This window comes from Natrarchaeobaculum sulfurireducens (genome assembly GCF_003430825.1).
GTDB lineage: Archaea > Halobacteriota > Halobacteria > Halobacteriales > Natrialbaceae > Natrarchaeobaculum > Natrarchaeobaculum sulfurireducens.
In genome coordinates this window covers 3483128-3501175 of the sequence record NZ_CP024047.1, presented here as the reverse complement: position 1 = coordinate 3501175, position 18048 = coordinate 3483128, and the positions used below count along the sequence as shown (strand labels likewise).

The window sequence follows — 18048 nt, the reverse complement described above, 5'->3', positions numbered from 1 at the left end:
TGCCGTGTCGGTGGGTATGGTTGCTGGACTCGCGGGTTGTATCGACGATGGTAGCAACGGTGCCGCCAACGGTGACGATGCCGAGGAGTTCCCGACACAACCGATCAACAAACTCATCCCGTGGTCTGAGGGTGGCGGGACAGACGTCTTCTCGCGTCAGACGCAGGGTGGGATGGAGGAGTTCCTCGACGAGACCGTTCAGATCGAGAACGTAGCGGGGGCGAGCAGTCTGACCGGACTCAGTGAGCTGTACGATCAGCCAACCGACGGGTACCACATGGGGACGGCGACGCCACCGTCGTCGACGCTGGCCTGGCTCCTCGACGAACCCGAGTGGGACGTCACCGAATTCGAACCGATCGGCGCGATCGGGTCGTTCTACTACACGTTCATCGTCAACAGCGAGTACGACCACATCGAAGACTTCGAGGACCTTCGTAATGCGTACAACGACGGCGAGTTCACTCAGGTCGGCTACCAGGGTATCGGTGACGCAAGCGACATCATCGTCGAGCTGCTTCGCGACGAGTACGACTTCGGCTGGGAGGACAAGGTGCCGTACGACGGCGGTGGCCCGACCCGCGAAGCCGTAGACTCGAACGAGGTCCCTGCCGGTGTCGTGACGAATACGACCGGCCAGGGCGCGGACGAAGACGGCGACTCCCACCTCGTGTTCAGCGTCTCGAGCGAGGAACTGCCGTACGATGAAGACCTCGACACGATCGCCAACTACGACGGTCCGAACATGGACTTCATCGCGAATTTCACGCTGCTCGAGGTCGCGCCGCCGGGGACGCCCGAGGAGTACCTCGACGTCCTCTCGGAGGCCGTCGAAGCCGGTGTTACCTCCGACGAAGCACAGGAGTGGGCCGAGGACACTGCGAACGACCTCTACTACCTGGACCGCGAGGAGTCCCAGGACGTCCTCGAAGACGCCGTTGCCGGTATCGAAGACAACATCGACGTCGACGCCTACCGAGAACAGATCTAGACGATCCGTTCCTTCTATCTTTGAACGATGAGTAAGAATGAGTTATCCGAGACGGGAGACGCTAGCGACGGCCCACTCGGGCGCGTCCAGGGGGGACTCTCTCGACTACTGGGGGAGAAGCCGACGTCTGAGCACGCCCTGTTGGTCTTGTTTTTCGCGTTTGGAGCCGTGATGTTCGTCGGGGCCGACGGGTACAGCCACGAAGCACGACTGTTCCCACAGATCCTTTCGGCGATCGTCGTCGTCCTGTCGGTACTGCTATTGCTGCGAAACTACTTGCCGGGGCCGATCCGGTCGTTCGTTGCGGAACCGTTTCAGATCGGCTCTGACACCGATCTCAGCGAGGAGTACGGTGACGCCGACGAGACGGAATCCGGAGACGATGCTGAGGAATCGCCTTCAGAAAACGCAACTGACGGCGAAGAGGACGAACTCACCGGCGCGTACGTCTACGACGTCGACGACTGGGTCGGCCCGGCCGTCGTTGCGCTATTGAGCGTGGGCTATCTCGTCCTCGCACTGGTGATCGGGCTGATCTACTCGACGCCGTTGTTCGTCGCAGCATATCTCCTCTGGGCGAACCGACCGCTCGGAGCGGACATGCGTGCGAAACTCGGCTCGATCCTCGAGATCGTCGCGCTATCGGCGCTCGCGTTCGTCATTGCACTCGGGTTCGAGTGGGTGGCACCGCGAAGTATTAGCGAAGGCATCTGGACTGGCTGGGAGATCGTCTTACCACTGGGGGGACTATGATCGACGTCGTTTCGGCGGCGCTCGCCGTGACCCCGCTCGACGTCTCGAACGTCGACGTGTTTTTCGGGGCCCTCGAGCAACTGCTCGAGCCGGGGACGCTCGGGTTGATCTTCGCCGGAATCCTGTTGGGAATCGTCGTCGGTGCATTGCCCGGCCTTGGCCCGCCGCTTGGGATGGCGATTATCCTGCCGCTTACGGCACCGATGGAGCCCTCGAACGGCATCATCCTGTTGATCAGTGTCTACAGCGGCGCGATGTATGGTGGCTCGATCACGGCGGTGTTGATTAACGCTCCGGGCGTTTCGTCGTCCGCTGCGACGACGTTCGACGGCTACCCCATGTCGAAACAGGGACGCGCCGCGACGGCGCTGTCTATCTCGGCGACCGCATCCGCCATCGCAGGGCTGTTCACCATCGCGGCACTGATCATCTTCTCGCCCGCGCTGATCGCGTTGATCCTGCGGGTGGGGACGGCCGAGTATTTCCTCGTCGCGGTGCTCGGATTGGCGATGATCGTCGTCGTCACGAAAGGATCGATGGCGAAGGGACTGCTCGCCGGGGCGGCTGGCTTGCTCGTGACGACCGTCGGCACGGCCCAGATGACGGGTGAACGCCGGTACGTCTTCGGGCCGGAAAGCCTTCGATTCGAGCTGATCGACGGGATCAGCTTTGTCGCCGTGTTGATCGGTCTCTTCGCAATCGCGGAGATGATGAAACTGGCCGGCCAGCAAGGCTCCATCGCCCAGACCGACATCGAGATCGGTGGCGGCGTCGTCGATGGCATCAAAGAGACGTTCGCCCGCCCAGTGACGATGATAAAATCCGGCTTCATCGGGATGTTCGTCGGGGCCGTCCCCGGCGCGGGCGCGACCGTCTCGAACTTCATCGCGTACTCGGAAGCCGTCCGTAGTTCCGATGATCCCGGCTCGTTCGGCCAGGGGAACGCAGCCGGCGTCGTCGCTTCCGAGGCGTCGAACAACGGGACCGTCGCCGGATCGATTATCCCAGCGATCGCCTTCGGCATTCCCGGCAGTTCCTCGACGGCGATCCTCATTGGCGGACTCCTCATGCACGGGCTGACCCCCGGTCGCTCGATGTTCGACGCCGGCGGCGAGTTGCTGACGACCTACGTCATGTTGCTCGCGTTGCTCGTCGGAAATCTCATCATCTTGCTGTTCGGCCTCTCGATGGTGACCCGACTCGGCATCCTCACCAGAATCGATACGAACTACATTATCCCGTTCGTGATCGTCCTCTCGTTCCTCGGGACGTACGTGCTCGATTACTATCTGGTCGATCTGCTCACGCTCGTCGTCTTCGGCATCGTGGGCTTCTACATGGTCAGGCACAACTACTCGGTGATCGCGTTCGTCCTCGGGGTCGTCCTCGGCAGTATCGCCGAAGACAACTTCTGGCGCGGGCTGTTGCTTGGAAACGACGACTTCCCCGTCATCGGGTCGTACTCGATCTTCGTTGACCCCACGCAGCGCCCGCTCGCAGCGGTCCTGACGCTGTTGATCTTCGTCATCCTCTTTGGGCCGTTCATCAAGCGCTGGTTCGACGGGAAACGGAGGGCCTCGAACGCGGACTGACCGTCTCGCTCGAGCCTGTTTGTTTTCGACCGAACCGAAACCGTCGCCTTGCTCCAGTTCCTATCGGCGAGCATGCCAACCGCGTCGAACGGCCAGGTGTCGCTGTACTACGAGCGCGACGGTGACGGCGACCCGGTCGTCTTCGTCTCCGATGCTGGCCTCGGGGGCTGGCTCTGGGGGTGGCAACACGCGGCCGTCGCCGGCCCGTTCGAGGCCATCGTCTGGGACCTCCGGGGGACCGGTCGCTCTGACGCCCCGTCCGGCCCCTACAGCCTCGAGACGCTCGTTGCCGATCTCGAGGCCGTCCTCGCCGACTGCGGCCACCGGCGCGCCCACGTCGTCGGCTGTGGCCTCGGCGGTGCAGTCGCCCTCGAGGCGGCCCGGTCGACGACCCGCGTCGAGACACTTTCGCTGTTCGGAACCGCCGCCCGCGCCGACGCCTTCGGCCTCGAAGCGCTGTTCGCTCCACCCGACGATCGGCAGGCCCTCGAGTCGTCACTCGAGGCGGCGTTCTCCGCGGAATTTTGCGAGACACAGCCTGACGTCCTCGACGGAATCGTCGAGTGGCGAGCCGACGGCGACGCCGACCGTGACGGCTGGGGGGCACAGGTCGCCGCACTCGAGGGTTTCGACGCGCGCGACTGGCTGGTCGAGGTGACACAACCGACCCAGGTTGTCCACGGCACGGCAGACGAACTCGTCCCGGTCGATGCCGGTCGGGACCTCGCACGTGGGCTTCCCCGTGGCGAGTTCGTTTCGCTCGAGGGTGCAGGTCACCTCGCGTTCATCGAGCGCTCACGCGCGGTCAACGATCAGCTACTCGGCTTTCTCGAGGACCACATCGAGGACTGAGCGAAGGCGTTCGCTGGTTTCCGTCCGGGTACCCCGTGTGCTGGGCCGGCCGTAGCCGGCACGGGAGCCGTCACACGCTATTCGGCGAGTCCGCAGTAGTCGATCGCTGAGACGGCCAGCGTCTGGGCGGTCTCGAGCAACGACGTGACCGTCGTGTACTCGTCGACGCCGTGGAGGTTCGGACCGTACGGGCCGGCTGTGACGACGGGGACGTCGTAGTATCGCTGGTAGAACCGCTCGTCGAGCGCGGCGTTACCGCCGACGAACGTCCCGTCCTCGCCGGTGGTCGACTCGGCGTTTCTCTTGACGATCTCGACGATCTCGGCGTCCCGTGGGACCTCGTGTGGGGCGGCGTTCCAGCCGGTCCACTCGACGGTCGGTGGGTGCTGGGCGAGCCACTCGTCCTCGCTCGCAGCGGCCTCGATCGCCTCCTCGATCGCCTCGCGCACCTCGGCGCGGCTCTCGCCCGGTGGCCAGCCGACGCGCCCGTGCATGGTCACTTCCGCGGGGACCGACGCGGGCCAGTCGCCGCCTTCGACGACGCCGACGTTGATGTTCGTTACGTGTCCTTCCAGGGAGGGATCCGCGCCATAGGCGGGCGGGAAGTCGATACTGGTCTGTCGCTCGTCGTTGAGCGCGTTCAGCGCGCTACGAACGTGACAGGCCTTATCGAACGCACTGACGCCCTGGTGGCCCCACGCCGCGTGAGCTTTCTTTCCCGGGACGGTCACGTCGAAGAACATCACGCCGGCGCTCGCGATGCCGACGTTCGGCAGGCCGAACGGCTCGGGGATAATCGCCGCGTCCGGCACGTAACCGCGTTCGAGCACCGAGAGGAGGCCGCCGACACCGCCGTCTTCCTCTTCGATCGTGCTCTGGACGTAGAGGTCGCCTGCGAGGTCGATTCCTTCCTCAGCCAGCACCGTCACGGCGAGAAGCATCGCGGCGAGTCCACCTTTCATATCCGACGCACCGCGACCGTACACCCGATCACCCTCACGTCGCAGCGTCCACGGATCGGATTCCCAGGCCGACTCCGGGTCTGCAGGAACGACGTCGATATGTCCCGACAGCGCGAGCGTCGGCCCGTCACCGGTGCCGGGAACCGTCGCGACGGCGTTTTCACGTCCCTCGTACCCGCAGTCCTCGTACGATGAAGTACGAAAGTAGCCAGGGTGATCCTCGAGCGCGTCGGCCTCGGGTTCCCAGGTGTCAACCTCGAGTCCCAGTCGCTCGAATTCCTCGAGCATCACCTGCTGACCACAGCGTTCGTTTCCGGTCACTGACTTCGCGGAAACGAGGCGCTCGAGCGTCTCAAGGAGGTCGTCGTCGCGTGCTACGATCGTCTCTTTTACTCGCGCTTTCGCGTTCCGGTGGTCCATGCGAGTACATTCGGTCTCGCTGTGATATACGTACACTATACTGTCGGATACTTATCAGACCTGCCACGAGAGTAGCCGAGGAGTGTCAACCGAGTATGTATTATCTACGCATAGGATGTTCTAGTTCTGTCCATGTTTTGCTCGAAAGCATTATAAGATAATGGTTCATGTGATCTGGTAGCATGAAACGACGACACTTCGTTTCGTCAATGGGTGCACTTGGTGCAGTCGGTCTGGCCGGCTGCCTCGGTGACGACGATGACAACGGTAGCGGAAACGGAGACGGGTTCCCGACTGACTCGCTGACGTGGATGATTCCGTGGTCGGAAGGCGGTGGGACCGACACGTACGCTCGACAGATTCTTCCGGGGATGGAAGGGCCGCTCGACCAATCAGTCGACGTGGACAACCGTCCGGGCGCTGGCAGTATGGTCGGGACCGAGTGGCTGTCGACCCAAGACCCCGACGGCTATACGTTCGGAACGGTCAACTCGGCCGGCGCACACTTCACCTGGGCGGCCGAGGGGCTCGAGGATAGTTTCCACATCGAGGAGGACTTCGAGCCGATTAGCTACGCTGGCACGTTCGGCTACACGCTCATCGTCAACCGCGACCTCGGCGAGGAGTACGGTATCGAAGACTACGGTGCGCTTCGCGACGCGTACGCGGACGGGGACATCTCCGGCTTCGGGTACCAGGGTGCAGGAAGCGACAGCCACCTCGCGACGCTTCTCTTACGAGACGACTACGGCCTCGAGTACGACAACTCCGTCCCGTACGACGGTGGCGGACCGACCAGCGAGGCGGTCCAGTCCGGCGAGGTCGCTGCCGGGTTCGCGACGAACACCTCCGCGATCGGTGCCGAAGAGAGCGGCGAGGCCTACACCGTCGTGAACCTGATGGACATCGAGGTCGACGCGACGGAGATGGGGGAGGACCTCGATATGATCACGAACTACGGCGACAGTATGGCGTGGCTCGTAGAGTTCACCCAGACCCAACTCGCCCCGGCTGGCACGCCGGAAGAAGAACGGCAGATCATCTCAGAGGCGGTCGAAGTCGGCGTCAACAGCGATAGCGCCCAGGAGTGGGCCGAAGACACGGGCAACATCCTCGAGTACGGCGACATGGATGCAGCCGAGGAGGCCTGGACGGGCATCGTCGAGGAGCAAGAACAGCAGGTCGAAGACGCCATCGGCGGGTTCGACGCGTTCAACGAGTTGGCCGAAGAAGAGTCGTAGTCGACTGGCCACACCATATTTCGATTCCACGTGAAACGTGCATACGTCGAATCCGCTCGAGCGTGTCCGACGCCGTTCGCTCGAGCGAGCGCTGTCTGGAGGCCACCGCGAGGATTCGGTTCTGTGAAGGGGACTGTATCGGGATGGACGAAGACGACACAGACTATCTTGAGACGTGATTGACAATGGGGAATGGACGATCTGCAGTAGACGATTTTCAGGGACGTATCGGGGCCGTTGCACAACGGGTTTTGGACGCGGGCCAAACCGTGTTACGGGAACGACCGACGATGGAACACGTTCTGTTGCTGTTGTTCCTGGTTGTCGGCGTCTACATGTTCTGGGGTGCACGCGAGTTCTCGCCAGTCGCGGCCGAGTTCCCACGGGTAATGGCCGGTGGGACGGCGCTGCTGGCGTTTCTCATCCTGGCACGAAACTACCTCACCGTCGTTGCGCCGCTGCTGGCAGGTGCCCTCGGGCTTTACCTGTCCTACGGTGCCGTAACGACGTACCTCGAGACTGGTGCGATCCAGTACCGGGTCGTCGTCGGTGTTGCGTTACTCGTCGCTGCCGTTGGCATGCGCGAACGAGTCGGCGAGGCGACGAAATCGTTCGTCGCCGAACCGAAGCAGATCCTCGGCGACGACGGGATGGACGACGCACGGGAGAAAGGAGCGAAGGTCGACGAGGAAACCGAGTCGGCCGCGATGTATACGTACGACATCGACGACCCGCTGGGGCCGGCGGTGACCGGTGTGCTCTGTGTGCTGTATATGATCCTCACGTTCACGATCGGAATGCTGTATGCGACGCCGATCTTCGTCACCCTCTGGGCGCTCTGGGTTCGGATGGACCTGCTCAAAGCGGCGGGACTCGTCGTGATCGCGTTCGTGACGGCGTACCTGTTCTACGAAGTCATCAGCAGCGACATCGCTGAGGGCTGGCTCACCGGCTGGGAGCCGACGCCGCCGGACGACCTGCTCGGGCTGTCTACCCTTCCGGCTGCAGTCGGTGAGTGGCTGGTGATGTTGGTATGAGCTTCGAGACGTTCGTCGACGCCTCGCTTGCGCTGCTCGATCTCGAGATCCTGATCTGGCTGCTGGCAGGCGTCCTTCTCGGGATCGTCGTCGGCGGGTTGCCCGGACTTGGCCCGCCACTCGGGATGGCGATCATCCTGCCGCTGACGCTGCCACTCGATGCAGCACCGGCGATTATCCTGCTCGTCGGGGTGTACAGCGGCTCGATGTACGGCGGATCTATCGCCGCGATCCTGATCAATACACCGGGGGTGTCGTCGTCGGCAGCGACGATGTTCGACGGCTATCCGATGTCGAAGCAGGGTCGGGCGGGAACGGCGCTGTCGATCTCGGCGACTGCCTCGGCGTTTGCTGGCCTGTTCACGATCACGGCGCTGATCCTGTTCTCGCCGCTGCTCGCGCAGATGGTGCTTGCGGTTGGGACGCCCGAGCGGTTCTTGGTCGCCCTGCTCGGGCTCTGTATGATCACGGTGATCACGCGGGGATCGTTCGCGAAGGGGCTGTTGGCTGGATTCGCTGGCTTGCTCGTCACGACGATCGGGTCGGCACAGCCGGTGGCCACCGACCGGCGATACTCCGATCACCTGCTGCTGTTCGACGGAATCGACTTCGTCGCCGTGCTCATCGGACTGTTCGCGATCGCCGAGATGATGAAACTCGCCGGGCAGAAAGGTGGAATCGCCGAGGGTGAAGTCACCATCGACGCCAGCGGCATCAGAGAGGGGATCAAGTCGACGTTCAGCCGGCCCGTGACGGTGTTCAAATCGGGAATGATCGGTATGATCGTCGGGGCGATTCCGGGTGCAGGCGCGACGGTCTCGAACTTCGTTGCCTACTCCGAAGCCGTCAGATCGTCGAGTGAGCCCGAAACGTTCGGATCGGGCAACGAGGTCGGCGTCGTCGCCTCGGAGTCATCGAACAACGGGACCGTCGCTGGCTCGCTCGTGCCGGCGATCTCCTTCGGTATTCCGGGGAGTTCGTCGACGGCCGTTCTCATCGGCGGCCTGTTGATGCACGGCGTCACGCCTGGCACGCAGATGTTTCAGGCCGACGGTGAGTTGCTGTTGACATACACGATGTTGCTGGCACTGCTCATCGGTAACGTCGTCATCCTGGTCGTTGGACTGGGTGCGGTCACTCGCCTGGGCTACCTGACGAAGATCGACACGAACTACATCATCCCCATGGTCGTCGTTCTCTCGTTCCTTGGGACCTACGCCCTCCGGATCAACCCGATCGACATCCTGACGATCATCATCTTCGGCGTGATCGGCTTCTACATGGTTCGGTACAACTACTCGGTGATCGCGTTCGTTCTCGGGGTCGTCCTCGGAGACATCGCCGAGGACAACCTCCGGACCGCCCTGCAGCTTTCGGACGGTTCGTACATGATCTTCATCAATCCGTTCGAGTACGGTCGCTGGCTCTCGCCGATCCTGTCGCTGGTGATCTTCTGGCTGCTCGTCGGTCCATTCGCCAAACCCTGGATCGACCGCAAACTCGGCCGGAACTGAGGCCGACTGCTGTACGCTGTTTTTCCTCCTGGCTGGTTCGGGGAGATGCCTGGAATCCAGTCCACCGGATCGACCGAGCCGACGTCGAGGCCGTCGTCTATCCTCTCGTCCCTACTCTTACAAAACGGGCGAGCGACAGCGATTCCGAAGCTATTTTGCCTCTCTCGGGGATCGCTGACGTATGACCTTTGCGACCGCGTGGGACGAGCAGTTGCGGTCGTTCGTCGACGACCTCTGTCGATTCGAGACCACCCCTGGAGACGAGGCCCCAGCCCAGAAGTGGCTTCGCGAGTTCCTCGAGCAGGCCGGCTTCGAGACGTACACCTGGGAGGCCAACCCCGAGCGGCTGGCCGATCACCCGTCGTTTCCCGACGATCCGTCTGCGATCGAGACGGCGAATCGGCCGAGCGTCGCGGGCGTCCTCGAGTTCGGCGATCCCGATGCTGGCCGAACGCTCGTGTTGAACGGCCACGTGGACGTGGTACCAGCCGACAGCGGCTGGACTGGGGAGCCGTTCGAGCCGCGCTGGCGGGACGGGACGCTTACGGCCCGTGGGGCGACGGACATGAAATCCGGGCTGGCGGCGGCGATCTTCGCTGCTCGCCACCTCGCGGCCTCCGATCCCCACTTCGACGGCCGACTCGTCGTCGAGAGCGTCGTCGGCGAGGAGGAAGGCGGCATCGGTGCCGCGGCCGCCGCACTCGAGAACCCGTACCCCTTCGAGCGGGACGCGGCGATCGTCGCCGAGCCGACGGACTGCCGGCCGGTGATCGCCACGGAGGGGAGCCTCATGAAGCGTCTCCGCATCGAGGGCCGGTCGGCACACGCGGCGACGCGCTGGCACGGCGAGTCCGTTCTCCCCCACTTCGAGCGCATCCGACAGGCCTTTTCGGACCTCGAGTCGGAGCGCGGTGAGCGCGTCGAACACCCGCTGTACAAGGCGTTTCCGATCCCGTGGCCGGTCTGTTTCGGTCGCCTCGAGGCGGGTCGCTGGGCGTCGTCGGTACCCGACGAACTCACAGCGGAGGTCAGAATTGGCGTCGCGCCCGGTGAAACCGTCGACGAGGTCGAACGGGAGTTCGATGAGCGGCTGGCGTCCGTCGTTGCGGCGGACCCCTTCCTCGGGGCGAACCCACCGGCGTTCGAGCGCTTTTCGATCCAGTTCGAACCGGCCGAGATCGACCCCGACGAGCCCGTGGTCAAGGCCGTACAGTCCGCGATGACGGCTGCGGGACTGTCCGACACCGCACCGCGGGGGGCGACCTACGGCGCGGATAGTCGCCACTACGTTCACGCCGGAATTCCGACGGTGCTGTTCGGACCGGGCGAGATCCAGCAGGCTCACTTCCCGGACGAGTCGATCGAGTGGGAGGCGGTGCTTGCGGCGGGTGAACTGCTGGCGGCTGCGGCACGGACATACCTCGAAGACTGACACGCCGCCGCTCGGCTCTCGCGAACCGCTACGTAGCCCCCGTCGATGGCGACGTGTCCCACGGCGTCTATCACTTTCTCAGAGTGTTTCGTCCTCGAGAGCGGACCGCGTGAATCGGTCGTGACGTCACCAGTAGGCTCCGTCTACGATCGCGGCAACGTCGGCGTTGTACAGAAAGGCTATCCGTGCGGAGTCTCCACTAGCGGCCGATGAGCCAGCTTCGAATTGCCGTCCTGAACGCCGCCCACCAGGACGAGAATACGACGCGAAACTTCCGGCGCGAGCTCGACGCTTCGCTGTCGGAGTACGACGTGACGACCGGGACGGTGCCCGACGACTACGGATTCGACGCCGTCGTGATCACCGGTTCTCGGTCGTCTGTCTACTGGGACGACGACTGGATCGACGCGACCAAATCGTGGGTCGCCGGCGCGGTCGACCGCGACATTCCGTGTCTCGGGGTCTGTTGGGGTCACCAGCTGTTAGCGGACGTCCTCGGCGGCACCGTCGAGGACATGGGTGCCTACGAGGTCGGCTACAGCGAAATCGAGCGCACGACTGATTCACGGCTGTTCGACGGCATCGACGAGACGTTCACGGCCTTTACGAGCCACTCGGACGAGGTCTCCGAACTGCCGCCGGGGGCGACGCCGCTCGCGAAAAACGAGTATTCGAACCACGGCTTTCGCCGTGACCGAGTCTTCGGTGTCCAGTTTCACCCCGAATACGACCCGAAAACCGCTCGCTCGCTCGTCCACCGCAAGAACCTCTCCGACGAGCGACTCGAGTCGGTCCTCGCCGAGATCACCGCGGAAAACTACCGTGCAGCCTGCGAGGCGAAACTCGTCTTCGAGAACTTCCTCGAGTTCGTCCGTGAGGTTTCGTCGACGCCGGCTGACGGATCCATCGAGGTCGACGCGGATACGTCGGCCGAAGTCGGCTGTTCGGACTGACGGCTGCGGCTAGCGACCGTCGAACAGCCGCCCCAGCAACCCGGATTTCGAACACTCGTCTCGAGTTCGCTCTTGCTCAGTCGTCCGTTCTTCGAGTAGTCGTTCGTACTGCGTGATGATCTGCGTTCGCCGGTGCTCGCTGGCCTGGAGTTCTCGCTCGAGGGCGGCGATCTGTGACTGCAGCTTCGTTCGTTCGATTCGGTGTGACAGCACCAGCTCCGTTGGCACCTCGTCTGGGTCGTCGGTGCGCAACAGCGCCGACTCGAGCGGAGAGCGAAACTCGAGGTCGATATCCGGAGCGGGTGCCGGTGCGTCGGCGTCTCCACGCGTTCGCGTGGCGGATCGTTGCTCGGCGGCCATGGGTCTGTTAGTCCGTCTTATTCCCGCCGTGAAAAAGCTCAGTCAGTCACGCGTCAGACCGTCTGACGCAGGTCGTGCGTCCGTGGGCTACTCCTCGAGATGGGCCAGCACGCCGTCGGTGTCGGCCGGCACCGGCTCCGGATCGCCGCCAGCGGCTGCGGCTGCGTCGGGGTCTTTGAGCAGGTGGCCCGTCGTCAGGCAGGCGACCCGCTCGTCGTCGTCGACGATCCCCTCGGCGCGGAGTTTTCGTAGGCCAGCGACGGAGGCCGCGGAGGCGGGTTCGACGCCGATCCCCTCGCGGGCGAGGTCGCGCTGGGCGTCGGTGATTTCCTCGTCTGAGACCGAGATCGCCGTGCCACCGGTCTCGCGGATGCCGGGTAGGGCCTTCGGCGCGTTGACCGGATTGCCGATCCGGATCGCCGTCGCCCGCGTCTCGACGTCGTCCCACCGACGAACCTCGTCGGCGTCGTTTTCGATGGCCTCGACCATCGGCGCGGCCCCCTCGGCCTGGACGCCGGTTAGCTTCGGAACCTCTTCGGGCTCGAGTGCACCCGCCTGAACGAGCTCGCGGAACGCCTTGTACAGCGCCGAGGTGTTGCCCGCGTTGCCCACCGGCAGGACGATCCGGTCGGGGAACGCATCGTAGTCGGCCTGGAACGCTTCGAGGATCTCGAGACCGATCGTCTTCTGGCCCTCGAGTCGGAAGGGGTTCAGCGAGTTCAGCAGGTAGACCTCACCGCGGCTGGCGAGGTCCTGGACGATGTCGAGACAGGCGTCGAAGTTGCCGTCGACCTCGAGAATGCGCGCGCCGTGGAGGCTGGCCTGGGCCACCTTGCCGGCGGCGACTTTCCCTGCGGGCAGAAGGACGAGCGTTTCCATTCCGCCACGGGTGCCGTAGGCCGCCAGTGCGGCGCTCGTGTTGCCGGTCGACGCACAGGCGAGTCGGCCGACGCCGAGTTCCTTCGCGACGGCCGTGCCGACAGTCATCCCGCGGTCTTTGAACGAGCCGGTGGGGTTCATCCCCTCGTGTTTGATGCGCAGCGCCTCGACGCCAACGCTTTCTTCGAGTCGAGGGACCTCATACAGCGGCGTCGCACCCTCCTGGATCGTCACGCCCTCCTCGAGCGGCAAGGCTGGAGCGTAGCGCCAGACGCCGTGGCCCTCGAACTCGTCGAACGTCGGGAGGTCGGCGTACCGAACCTCGAGCAGGCCGTCGCATTCGTCACAGGTGTACCGAACGGCCTCGAACGGCGCGTAGGTTTCACCGCACTCGATACACTCGAGCCAGACGCCGTTGTCTGCCTCGTCGGGCACCGACGGTCGGTCGGCGGAGAGACTGAGACTCATTGTCGCTCGAGACGGAGGCGAGGGGGAAAAGTGCGCGGATTTGCCGTTCCCTCCGCGTTCGGTACCGAACGCGCGGGCCGGTCCCGCATCGACCGGTTCGGGGACACGTGCCGGAGACAGCCAGCCGCCGACCAGTGTGCGGCATCGATCTCGGTATCCGTCTGGTTACGTCGTCTACGGCCTCTGATGGGTCATATTCTTCCACCTCTCGAGCCGACTTCCTCGACTACTCACAGCAAGATGAGTGTGAACAACGCTGCGGGGCCGATGAGCATGATGACGACCGCGAGTACTACTCTGAATGCCATGTACTCGTCTCGCCCTCTGACAGCGGGATAAGCCCTCGAGACAGTTCAGCTAGATAACAACTCCCTGGGAACCACAAACCAGTACTTGACCAGCAAAAAGCGTCGATTGACCACTCGAACGGATCTCGAGCAGCCAACTCACCAGCACCTTCGTTGCCACCGTTTTCCGCTCGGGTTCGCTTTGCTCACCCTCACGCAAAAATCCGTCTCGCGAGAGCAACGCTCTCGCTGGCCGTCGCGTCACGTCGTTCAGCGAGAGAACAAAAAGCCGCTCACTCAGTTCGCGGTCGTACTACTCGAGCAGCCAACTCAACAGCGCCTTTTGGGCGTGAAGTCGATTCTCTGCCTGGTCGAAGACGACCGACTGGTCGCTCTCGACGACTGCGTCGGTGACCTCCTCGCCGCGGTGTGCGGGGAGACAGTGCATCACCGACGCGTCGGGGGCATAAGAGAGCAGCTCCGAGTTGACCTGAAAGCCCTCGAACGCCTGCATACGAACGTCGCGTTCGTCCTCCTGACCCATGCTGATCCAGACGTCAGTGTAGATAACGTCAGCGTCCGTGGCCGCTTCGACGGGATCGTTCGTCACCGCCAGGTTCCCGCCCAGTTCGCGGGCGCGTTCGACGACCGCGTCGTCGATCCCGTAGCCTTCTGGCGTCGCGACGGTGAGGTCGATGTCGGTCAGTGCACACCCCACGGCAAACGACTGGGCGACGTTGTTGCCGTCGCCGACCCAGGCCGCCGAAACGCCGTCGAACCCACCCTCGAGTTCGCGGATCGTCTGTAAGTCCGCGAGCGTCTGGCAGGGGTGGGCGTCGTCTGTCAGGCCGTTGACCACGGGGACGGTGGCGTACTCGGCGAGCACCTCCGCGTTCTCGTGTTTGAACACGCGGGCCATCACGGCGTCGACGTACCGCGAGAGGGTACGGGAGGTGTCTTTTAGCGGTTCGCCCCGGCCAAGCTGGATGTCGTCCTCGCCGAGGAAGACGGCGTGGCCGCCGAGTTGTGTCATCCCCGTCTCGAAGGAGACGCGGGTCCGGGTGCTCGGCTTCTGGAAGATCATCCCCAGCGTCTGCCCGTCGAGGTCTTCGTGGGCCTCACCGTTGTGCTGGGCGCGTTTGTACTCGTCGGCACGATCGAGGATCGCACCGAGTTCGTCGGTCGAGACGTCGTCGATCTCGAGGAAGTGTCGTGGTTCGTCGGTCATTCGTCGTCACCTTCACTGAGTGTGGTCGCGACCCGTTCGAGAATCGCGACCGATCGGTCGAACTCGGCGAGCGAGAGTCGCTCGTCGGGTGCGTGATCGAGGTCAGAGTTGCCGGGGCCGTAGGTGGCCATCGGACAGTCCCAGGCGCTGGCGTAGACGTTCATGTCGCTGGTGCCGGTCTTTCTGAGCAGTCGCGGCTCTTCGCCCTCGTTGCGGATGGCGACCCGAAACGCCCGGGCGACCTCCGTACGCGGACTCATCATCACCGGCGGAACCTTGTCCTTCCAGGTAACGGTTCCGACCTCGAGTTCGGCCTCTGCGGCTTCGCGAACCGTTTCGACGTCGAGGGCGGGCGGGACGCGTAACTGGACGTCCATCGTCGCCTCGACGGAGAGCCCATCCTCGCTGATACCGCCTTGGATGTCGACGGGCTTGGTCGTCACCTGCTCGAAGATGGGTTCGTACTCGCCACCTTCGAACCGGTCTTCGACGGCCGACCACCAGCTGACGGCGTGTTGGATCGCGTTCGGATCCGGTCGGGAGGTGTGCCCAGACTCGCTGGTCGCGACGTAGGTACCGGCGAGCAGGCCACGATAACCGAGTGTGATGCCGTTAGCACCGGATGGCTCGCCGTTGACGACGGCTTCCGGGGCCGTCTCACGGTCGTCGATGAGATAGCGCGACCCGCTCGAGTCGACTTCCTCGCCGACGACGCCGACGAACGAGACGCCCGTTCGGACGGCTGCGGCGGCCATCGCCGCCAGTGGACCCGTCGCGTCGACGCTGCCGCGACCCCAGAGGATCTCGTCGTCGCCGGTCGCTTCGACCTCGACCGGGATGTCACCCGGAACGGTGTCGATGTGTGAGGTCAACAGGACGGAGTCGTCCGCGGGTGCACGCACGTTGCCGACGGCGTCGATCCAGACCTCGCGGTCGTGGGCTTCGAAGAAGTCGACGAGCCGTTTGGCTGCTTCGCGTTCCTCGCCTGACGGCGAGGGGATCGAGACCAGATCGACCAACAGGGTGCGGGCGTCCTCGAGCGAGACGGCCGTGGTGTCGTCCATCGACGCGCTCATGATTCGGCCTGTGCTTCGGGGGCGACGATCTCGGCCAGTGCAGCGACGATCGAGTCGGCTTCCGCCTCGTCGATCACGAGCGGCGGGAGCAGCCGGAGAACGGTCCGTCCCGCCGGCAGCGCCAGGATCTGGTGTTCGAGCGCCAGATCGCGAGCGACGCGGTTCGAACCGCGTTTCAACTCGATGCCGACGAGCAGGCCCTCGCCGCGGACCTCACGGACCTCCTCGCCCAGTGCCGCCTCGAGTTCGCTCGTGAGGTACTCGCCCAGCTCGGCGGCGTGGGCGGGCCACTCCTCCTCGAGCAGTGTCGAGATGGTGGCGTGGACCGCTGCGGTGACGACGGGGCCACCGCTGAACGTGGCGTTGTGCGAGGCCGCGCCGTCGGCGATCCAGTCGCGGACGACGACGCCGCCGACGGGTAGGCCGTTGCCGAGGCCTTTCGCCGTCGTGAGGATGTCTGGCGTGACACCTGCGTTCTGGCAGGCCCACATCTCGCCCGTCCGGCCCATGCCGGTCTGGACCTCATCGAAGACGAGCGCCGCGCCAGCCTCCTCGGTGCGTTCTCGGGCCGTCTCGAGGTAGCCCGCCGGTGGGACGTTGATCCCACCTTCGCCCTGGATCGGTTCCAGGATCACGGCCGCAGTTTCGTCGTCGACGGCCTCGGCGAGTTCCTCGCTGTCGCCGTACGGGACGAACTCCACGTCCCCGGCCAGCGGCTCGAACGGCTTCTTGTACGCGTCCTTCCAGGTGGCTGCGAGCGACCCCATTGTTCGACCGTGGAACGAGCGAGTCGCGGCGATGATCTTCGAGTTACCGGTCGCCGAGCGGGCGAACTTCAGTGCGGCCTCGTTGGCCTCGGTGCCGGAGTTACAGAACCAGGCCGACTCGAGGCCAGCTGGTGCCGAGGCGACGAGCGCCGCGTAGGCGTTCTCGCGGGATTCGACCGGGAACGAGGAGTCGACGAACGTGAGTTCGCCGACCTGCTCTTGGACCGCCTCGACGACAGCCGGATGGCTGTGACCCAGCGGCGTACATGCGTAGCTCGCGCCGGCGTCGAGATACTCGGTGCCGTCTTTGGCATAGAGAGACGGCCCCTCGCCGCGCTCGAGCGGGATGGGCTTGCTGCCGGAGATGAAGTCGTGGTCGCTCACTGTTCCACCTCCTCGCCGTCGGCGAGCACGCCGGGCTCGAGCGTCGTGCCCTCGCCACTCAGTGCACCCGAGATGGGCTCGTCGGCGTTGGCCGTCGCGACGACGACCGACGCGGCACCACCGTCCAGCGCTTCCTCGGCGGCCATGACCTTCTTGGTCATGAACCCTTCAGCGGCTTGCTTGACCGACTCGAAGGCCTCGGGGGTCGACGCCGAATCGATCCTCGTCGACTCGTCGTCGGGGTCTTCGTAGATGCCCGAGACGTCGGTGAGGAGAACGAGGTCGGCACGGAGTGCGCCCGCGATGGCCGCGGCGGCGCGGTCGGCGTCGGCGTTCACGGCGGTGTACCCGCCGTCTTTTTCCGCGCCCAGCATGGGGACGGAGGCGACGGGCGTGTAGCCGCCCGACAGCAGCGTCTCGAGCAACTCCGCGTTGACCGACTCGATCTTCCCGGAGTGGTCGCCGCGTTTGATCTTCTTCTTGCCGTCTTCTTTGACGCGAACGGCCGACTTGCGTTTGCCCTCGAGCAACTTGCCGTCGAGCCCCGAGAGCCCGACCGCGTTCACGCCCTCGTTCTGTAGGCTCTCGACAAGGTCGGTGTTGAGCGTGCCGGGCATCACCATCTTGAAGACGTCCATGGTGTCCTCGTCGGTAAAGCGCCCGACGACGCCGCCGGGTGTCTCGACGTAGGTTGGTTCCTGGCCGAGGTCCTCGAGCGTCTCGTCGACGGCCGTCGAGCCACCGTGGGTGAGGACGACGTCTTCGCCTTCCTCGACGAGGTTCGAGACGTCCGCGAGCGCACCTTCGGGATCGACGGCGCGTGCGCCGCCGATTTTGACGACGACTGTCATT

Annotated in this window: 16 protein-coding genes; 9 read left to right on the top strand and 7 right to left on the bottom strand. The window is 64.4% G+C overall.

The annotated features are described in order from the left end of the window. Positions 1 to 16: 16 nt before the first annotated feature. The 4 genes from AArc1_RS18315 (at position 17) to AArc1_RS18300 (ending at position 4188) form a co-directional block, all read left to right on the top strand. Entirely contained in the window at positions 17 to 991 is a 975-nt protein-coding gene (locus AArc1_RS18315) for a tripartite tricarboxylate transporter substrate-binding protein (protein ID WP_161958308.1), read from the top strand. A gap of 27 nt (positions 992 to 1018) precedes the next feature. Next, positions 1019 to 1744 carry a tripartite tricarboxylate transporter TctB family protein gene (locus AArc1_RS18310; RefSeq protein ID WP_117365695.1) on the top strand — a complete coding sequence of 242 codons (726 nt, stop codon included), beginning with the start codon at positions 1019 to 1021 and terminating at the stop codon, positions 1742 to 1744. After that, positions 1741 to 3336: a tripartite tricarboxylate transporter permease gene (locus AArc1_RS18305; RefSeq protein ID WP_117365694.1), complete on the top strand. Its 1596-nt coding sequence runs from the start codon at positions 1741 to 1743 to the stop codon at positions 3334 to 3336. The genes AArc1_RS18310 and AArc1_RS18305 overlap by 4 nt, the downstream gene beginning before the upstream one ends. Before the next feature lie 72 nt (positions 3337 to 3408). After that, positions 3409 to 4188, top strand: coding sequence for an alpha/beta fold hydrolase (locus AArc1_RS18300; RefSeq protein ID WP_117365693.1), 780 nt, complete (start codon positions 3409 to 3411; stop codon positions 4186 to 4188). A 77-nt stretch (positions 4189 to 4265) separates the two neighbouring features. Here AArc1_RS18300 and AArc1_RS18295 read toward each other — a convergent pair whose 3' ends face one another. Continuing rightward, positions 4266 to 5570 (bottom strand): ArgE/DapE family deacylase, encoded by a 1305-nt coding sequence (locus tag AArc1_RS18295; RefSeq protein WP_117365692.1) that lies wholly within the window; start codon positions 5568 to 5570, stop codon positions 4266 to 4268. Positions 5571 to 5752: 182 nt separating this feature from the next. Here AArc1_RS18295 and AArc1_RS18290 point away from each other — a divergent pair, with 182 nt between their 5' ends. From AArc1_RS18290 to AArc1_RS18270, 5 genes are all read left to right on the top strand, one after another. After that, positions 5753 to 6811, top strand: coding sequence for a Bug family tripartite tricarboxylate transporter substrate binding protein (locus AArc1_RS18290; RefSeq protein WP_186336629.1), 1059 nt, complete (start codon positions 5753 to 5755; stop codon positions 6809 to 6811). A 185-nt stretch (positions 6812 to 6996) separates the two neighbouring features. Then, the gene (locus tag AArc1_RS18285) at positions 6997 to 7848 is read left to right on the top strand and encodes a hypothetical protein (protein WP_117365691.1); all 852 of its coding nucleotides are present in this window, start codon (positions 6997 to 6999) and stop codon (positions 7846 to 7848) included. Next, complete coding sequence (locus tag AArc1_RS18280) at positions 7845 to 9362, top strand: tripartite tricarboxylate transporter permease (protein ID WP_117365690.1); 1518 nt, start codon at positions 7845 to 7847, stop codon at positions 9360 to 9362. Before AArc1_RS18285 ends, AArc1_RS18280 begins: the two co-directional genes overlap by 4 nt. Before the next feature lie 181 nt (positions 9363 to 9543). After that, the gene (locus AArc1_RS18275) at positions 9544 to 10794 is read left to right on the top strand and encodes an ArgE/DapE family deacylase (protein ID WP_117365689.1); all 1251 of its coding nucleotides are present in this window, start codon (positions 9544 to 9546) and stop codon (positions 10792 to 10794) included. 209 nt (positions 10795 to 11003) lie between these two features. Next, complete coding sequence (locus AArc1_RS18270; RefSeq protein ID WP_117365688.1) at positions 11004 to 11747, top strand: type 1 glutamine amidotransferase; 744 nt, start codon at positions 11004 to 11006, stop codon at positions 11745 to 11747. A gap of 9 nt (positions 11748 to 11756) precedes the next feature. Here AArc1_RS18270 and AArc1_RS18265 read toward each other — a convergent pair whose 3' ends face one another. From AArc1_RS18265 to AArc1_RS18240, 6 genes are all read right to left on the bottom strand, one after another. Beyond that, positions 11757 to 12107, bottom strand: a complete 351-nt coding sequence (locus AArc1_RS18265; protein WP_117365687.1) for a hypothetical protein — start codon at positions 12105 to 12107, stop codon at positions 11757 to 11759. An 87-nt stretch (positions 12108 to 12194) separates the two neighbouring features. Next, positions 12195 to 13454 carry a threonine synthase gene (gene thrC, locus AArc1_RS18260; protein ID WP_117365686.1) on the bottom strand — a complete coding sequence of 420 codons (1260 nt, stop codon included), beginning with the start codon at positions 13452 to 13454 and terminating at the stop codon, positions 12195 to 12197. A 600-nt stretch (positions 13455 to 14054) separates the two neighbouring features. Further along, positions 14055 to 14969, bottom strand: coding sequence for an ornithine carbamoyltransferase (gene argF, locus AArc1_RS18255; RefSeq protein WP_117365685.1), 915 nt, complete (start codon positions 14967 to 14969; stop codon positions 14055 to 14057). Then, positions 14966 to 16045 (bottom strand): [LysW]-lysine hydrolase, encoded by a 1080-nt coding sequence (locus AArc1_RS18250; protein ID WP_117365684.1) that lies wholly within the window; start codon positions 16043 to 16045, stop codon positions 14966 to 14968. Before AArc1_RS18250 ends, argF begins: the two co-directional genes overlap by 4 nt. Next, on the bottom strand, positions 16042 to 17196 hold the full coding sequence (locus tag AArc1_RS18245; RefSeq protein WP_117365683.1) for an aspartate aminotransferase family protein: 1155 nt from the start codon (positions 17194 to 17196) through the stop codon (positions 16042 to 16044). Before AArc1_RS18245 ends, AArc1_RS18250 begins: the two co-directional genes overlap by 4 nt. Continuing rightward, positions 17193 to 18047: an acetylglutamate/acetylaminoadipate kinase gene (locus tag AArc1_RS18240; RefSeq protein WP_117365682.1), complete on the bottom strand. Its 855-nt coding sequence runs from the start codon at positions 18045 to 18047 to the stop codon at positions 17193 to 17195. The genes AArc1_RS18245 and AArc1_RS18240 overlap by 4 nt, the downstream gene beginning before the upstream one ends. Between the last annotated feature and the right edge of the window lies 1 nt (position 18048).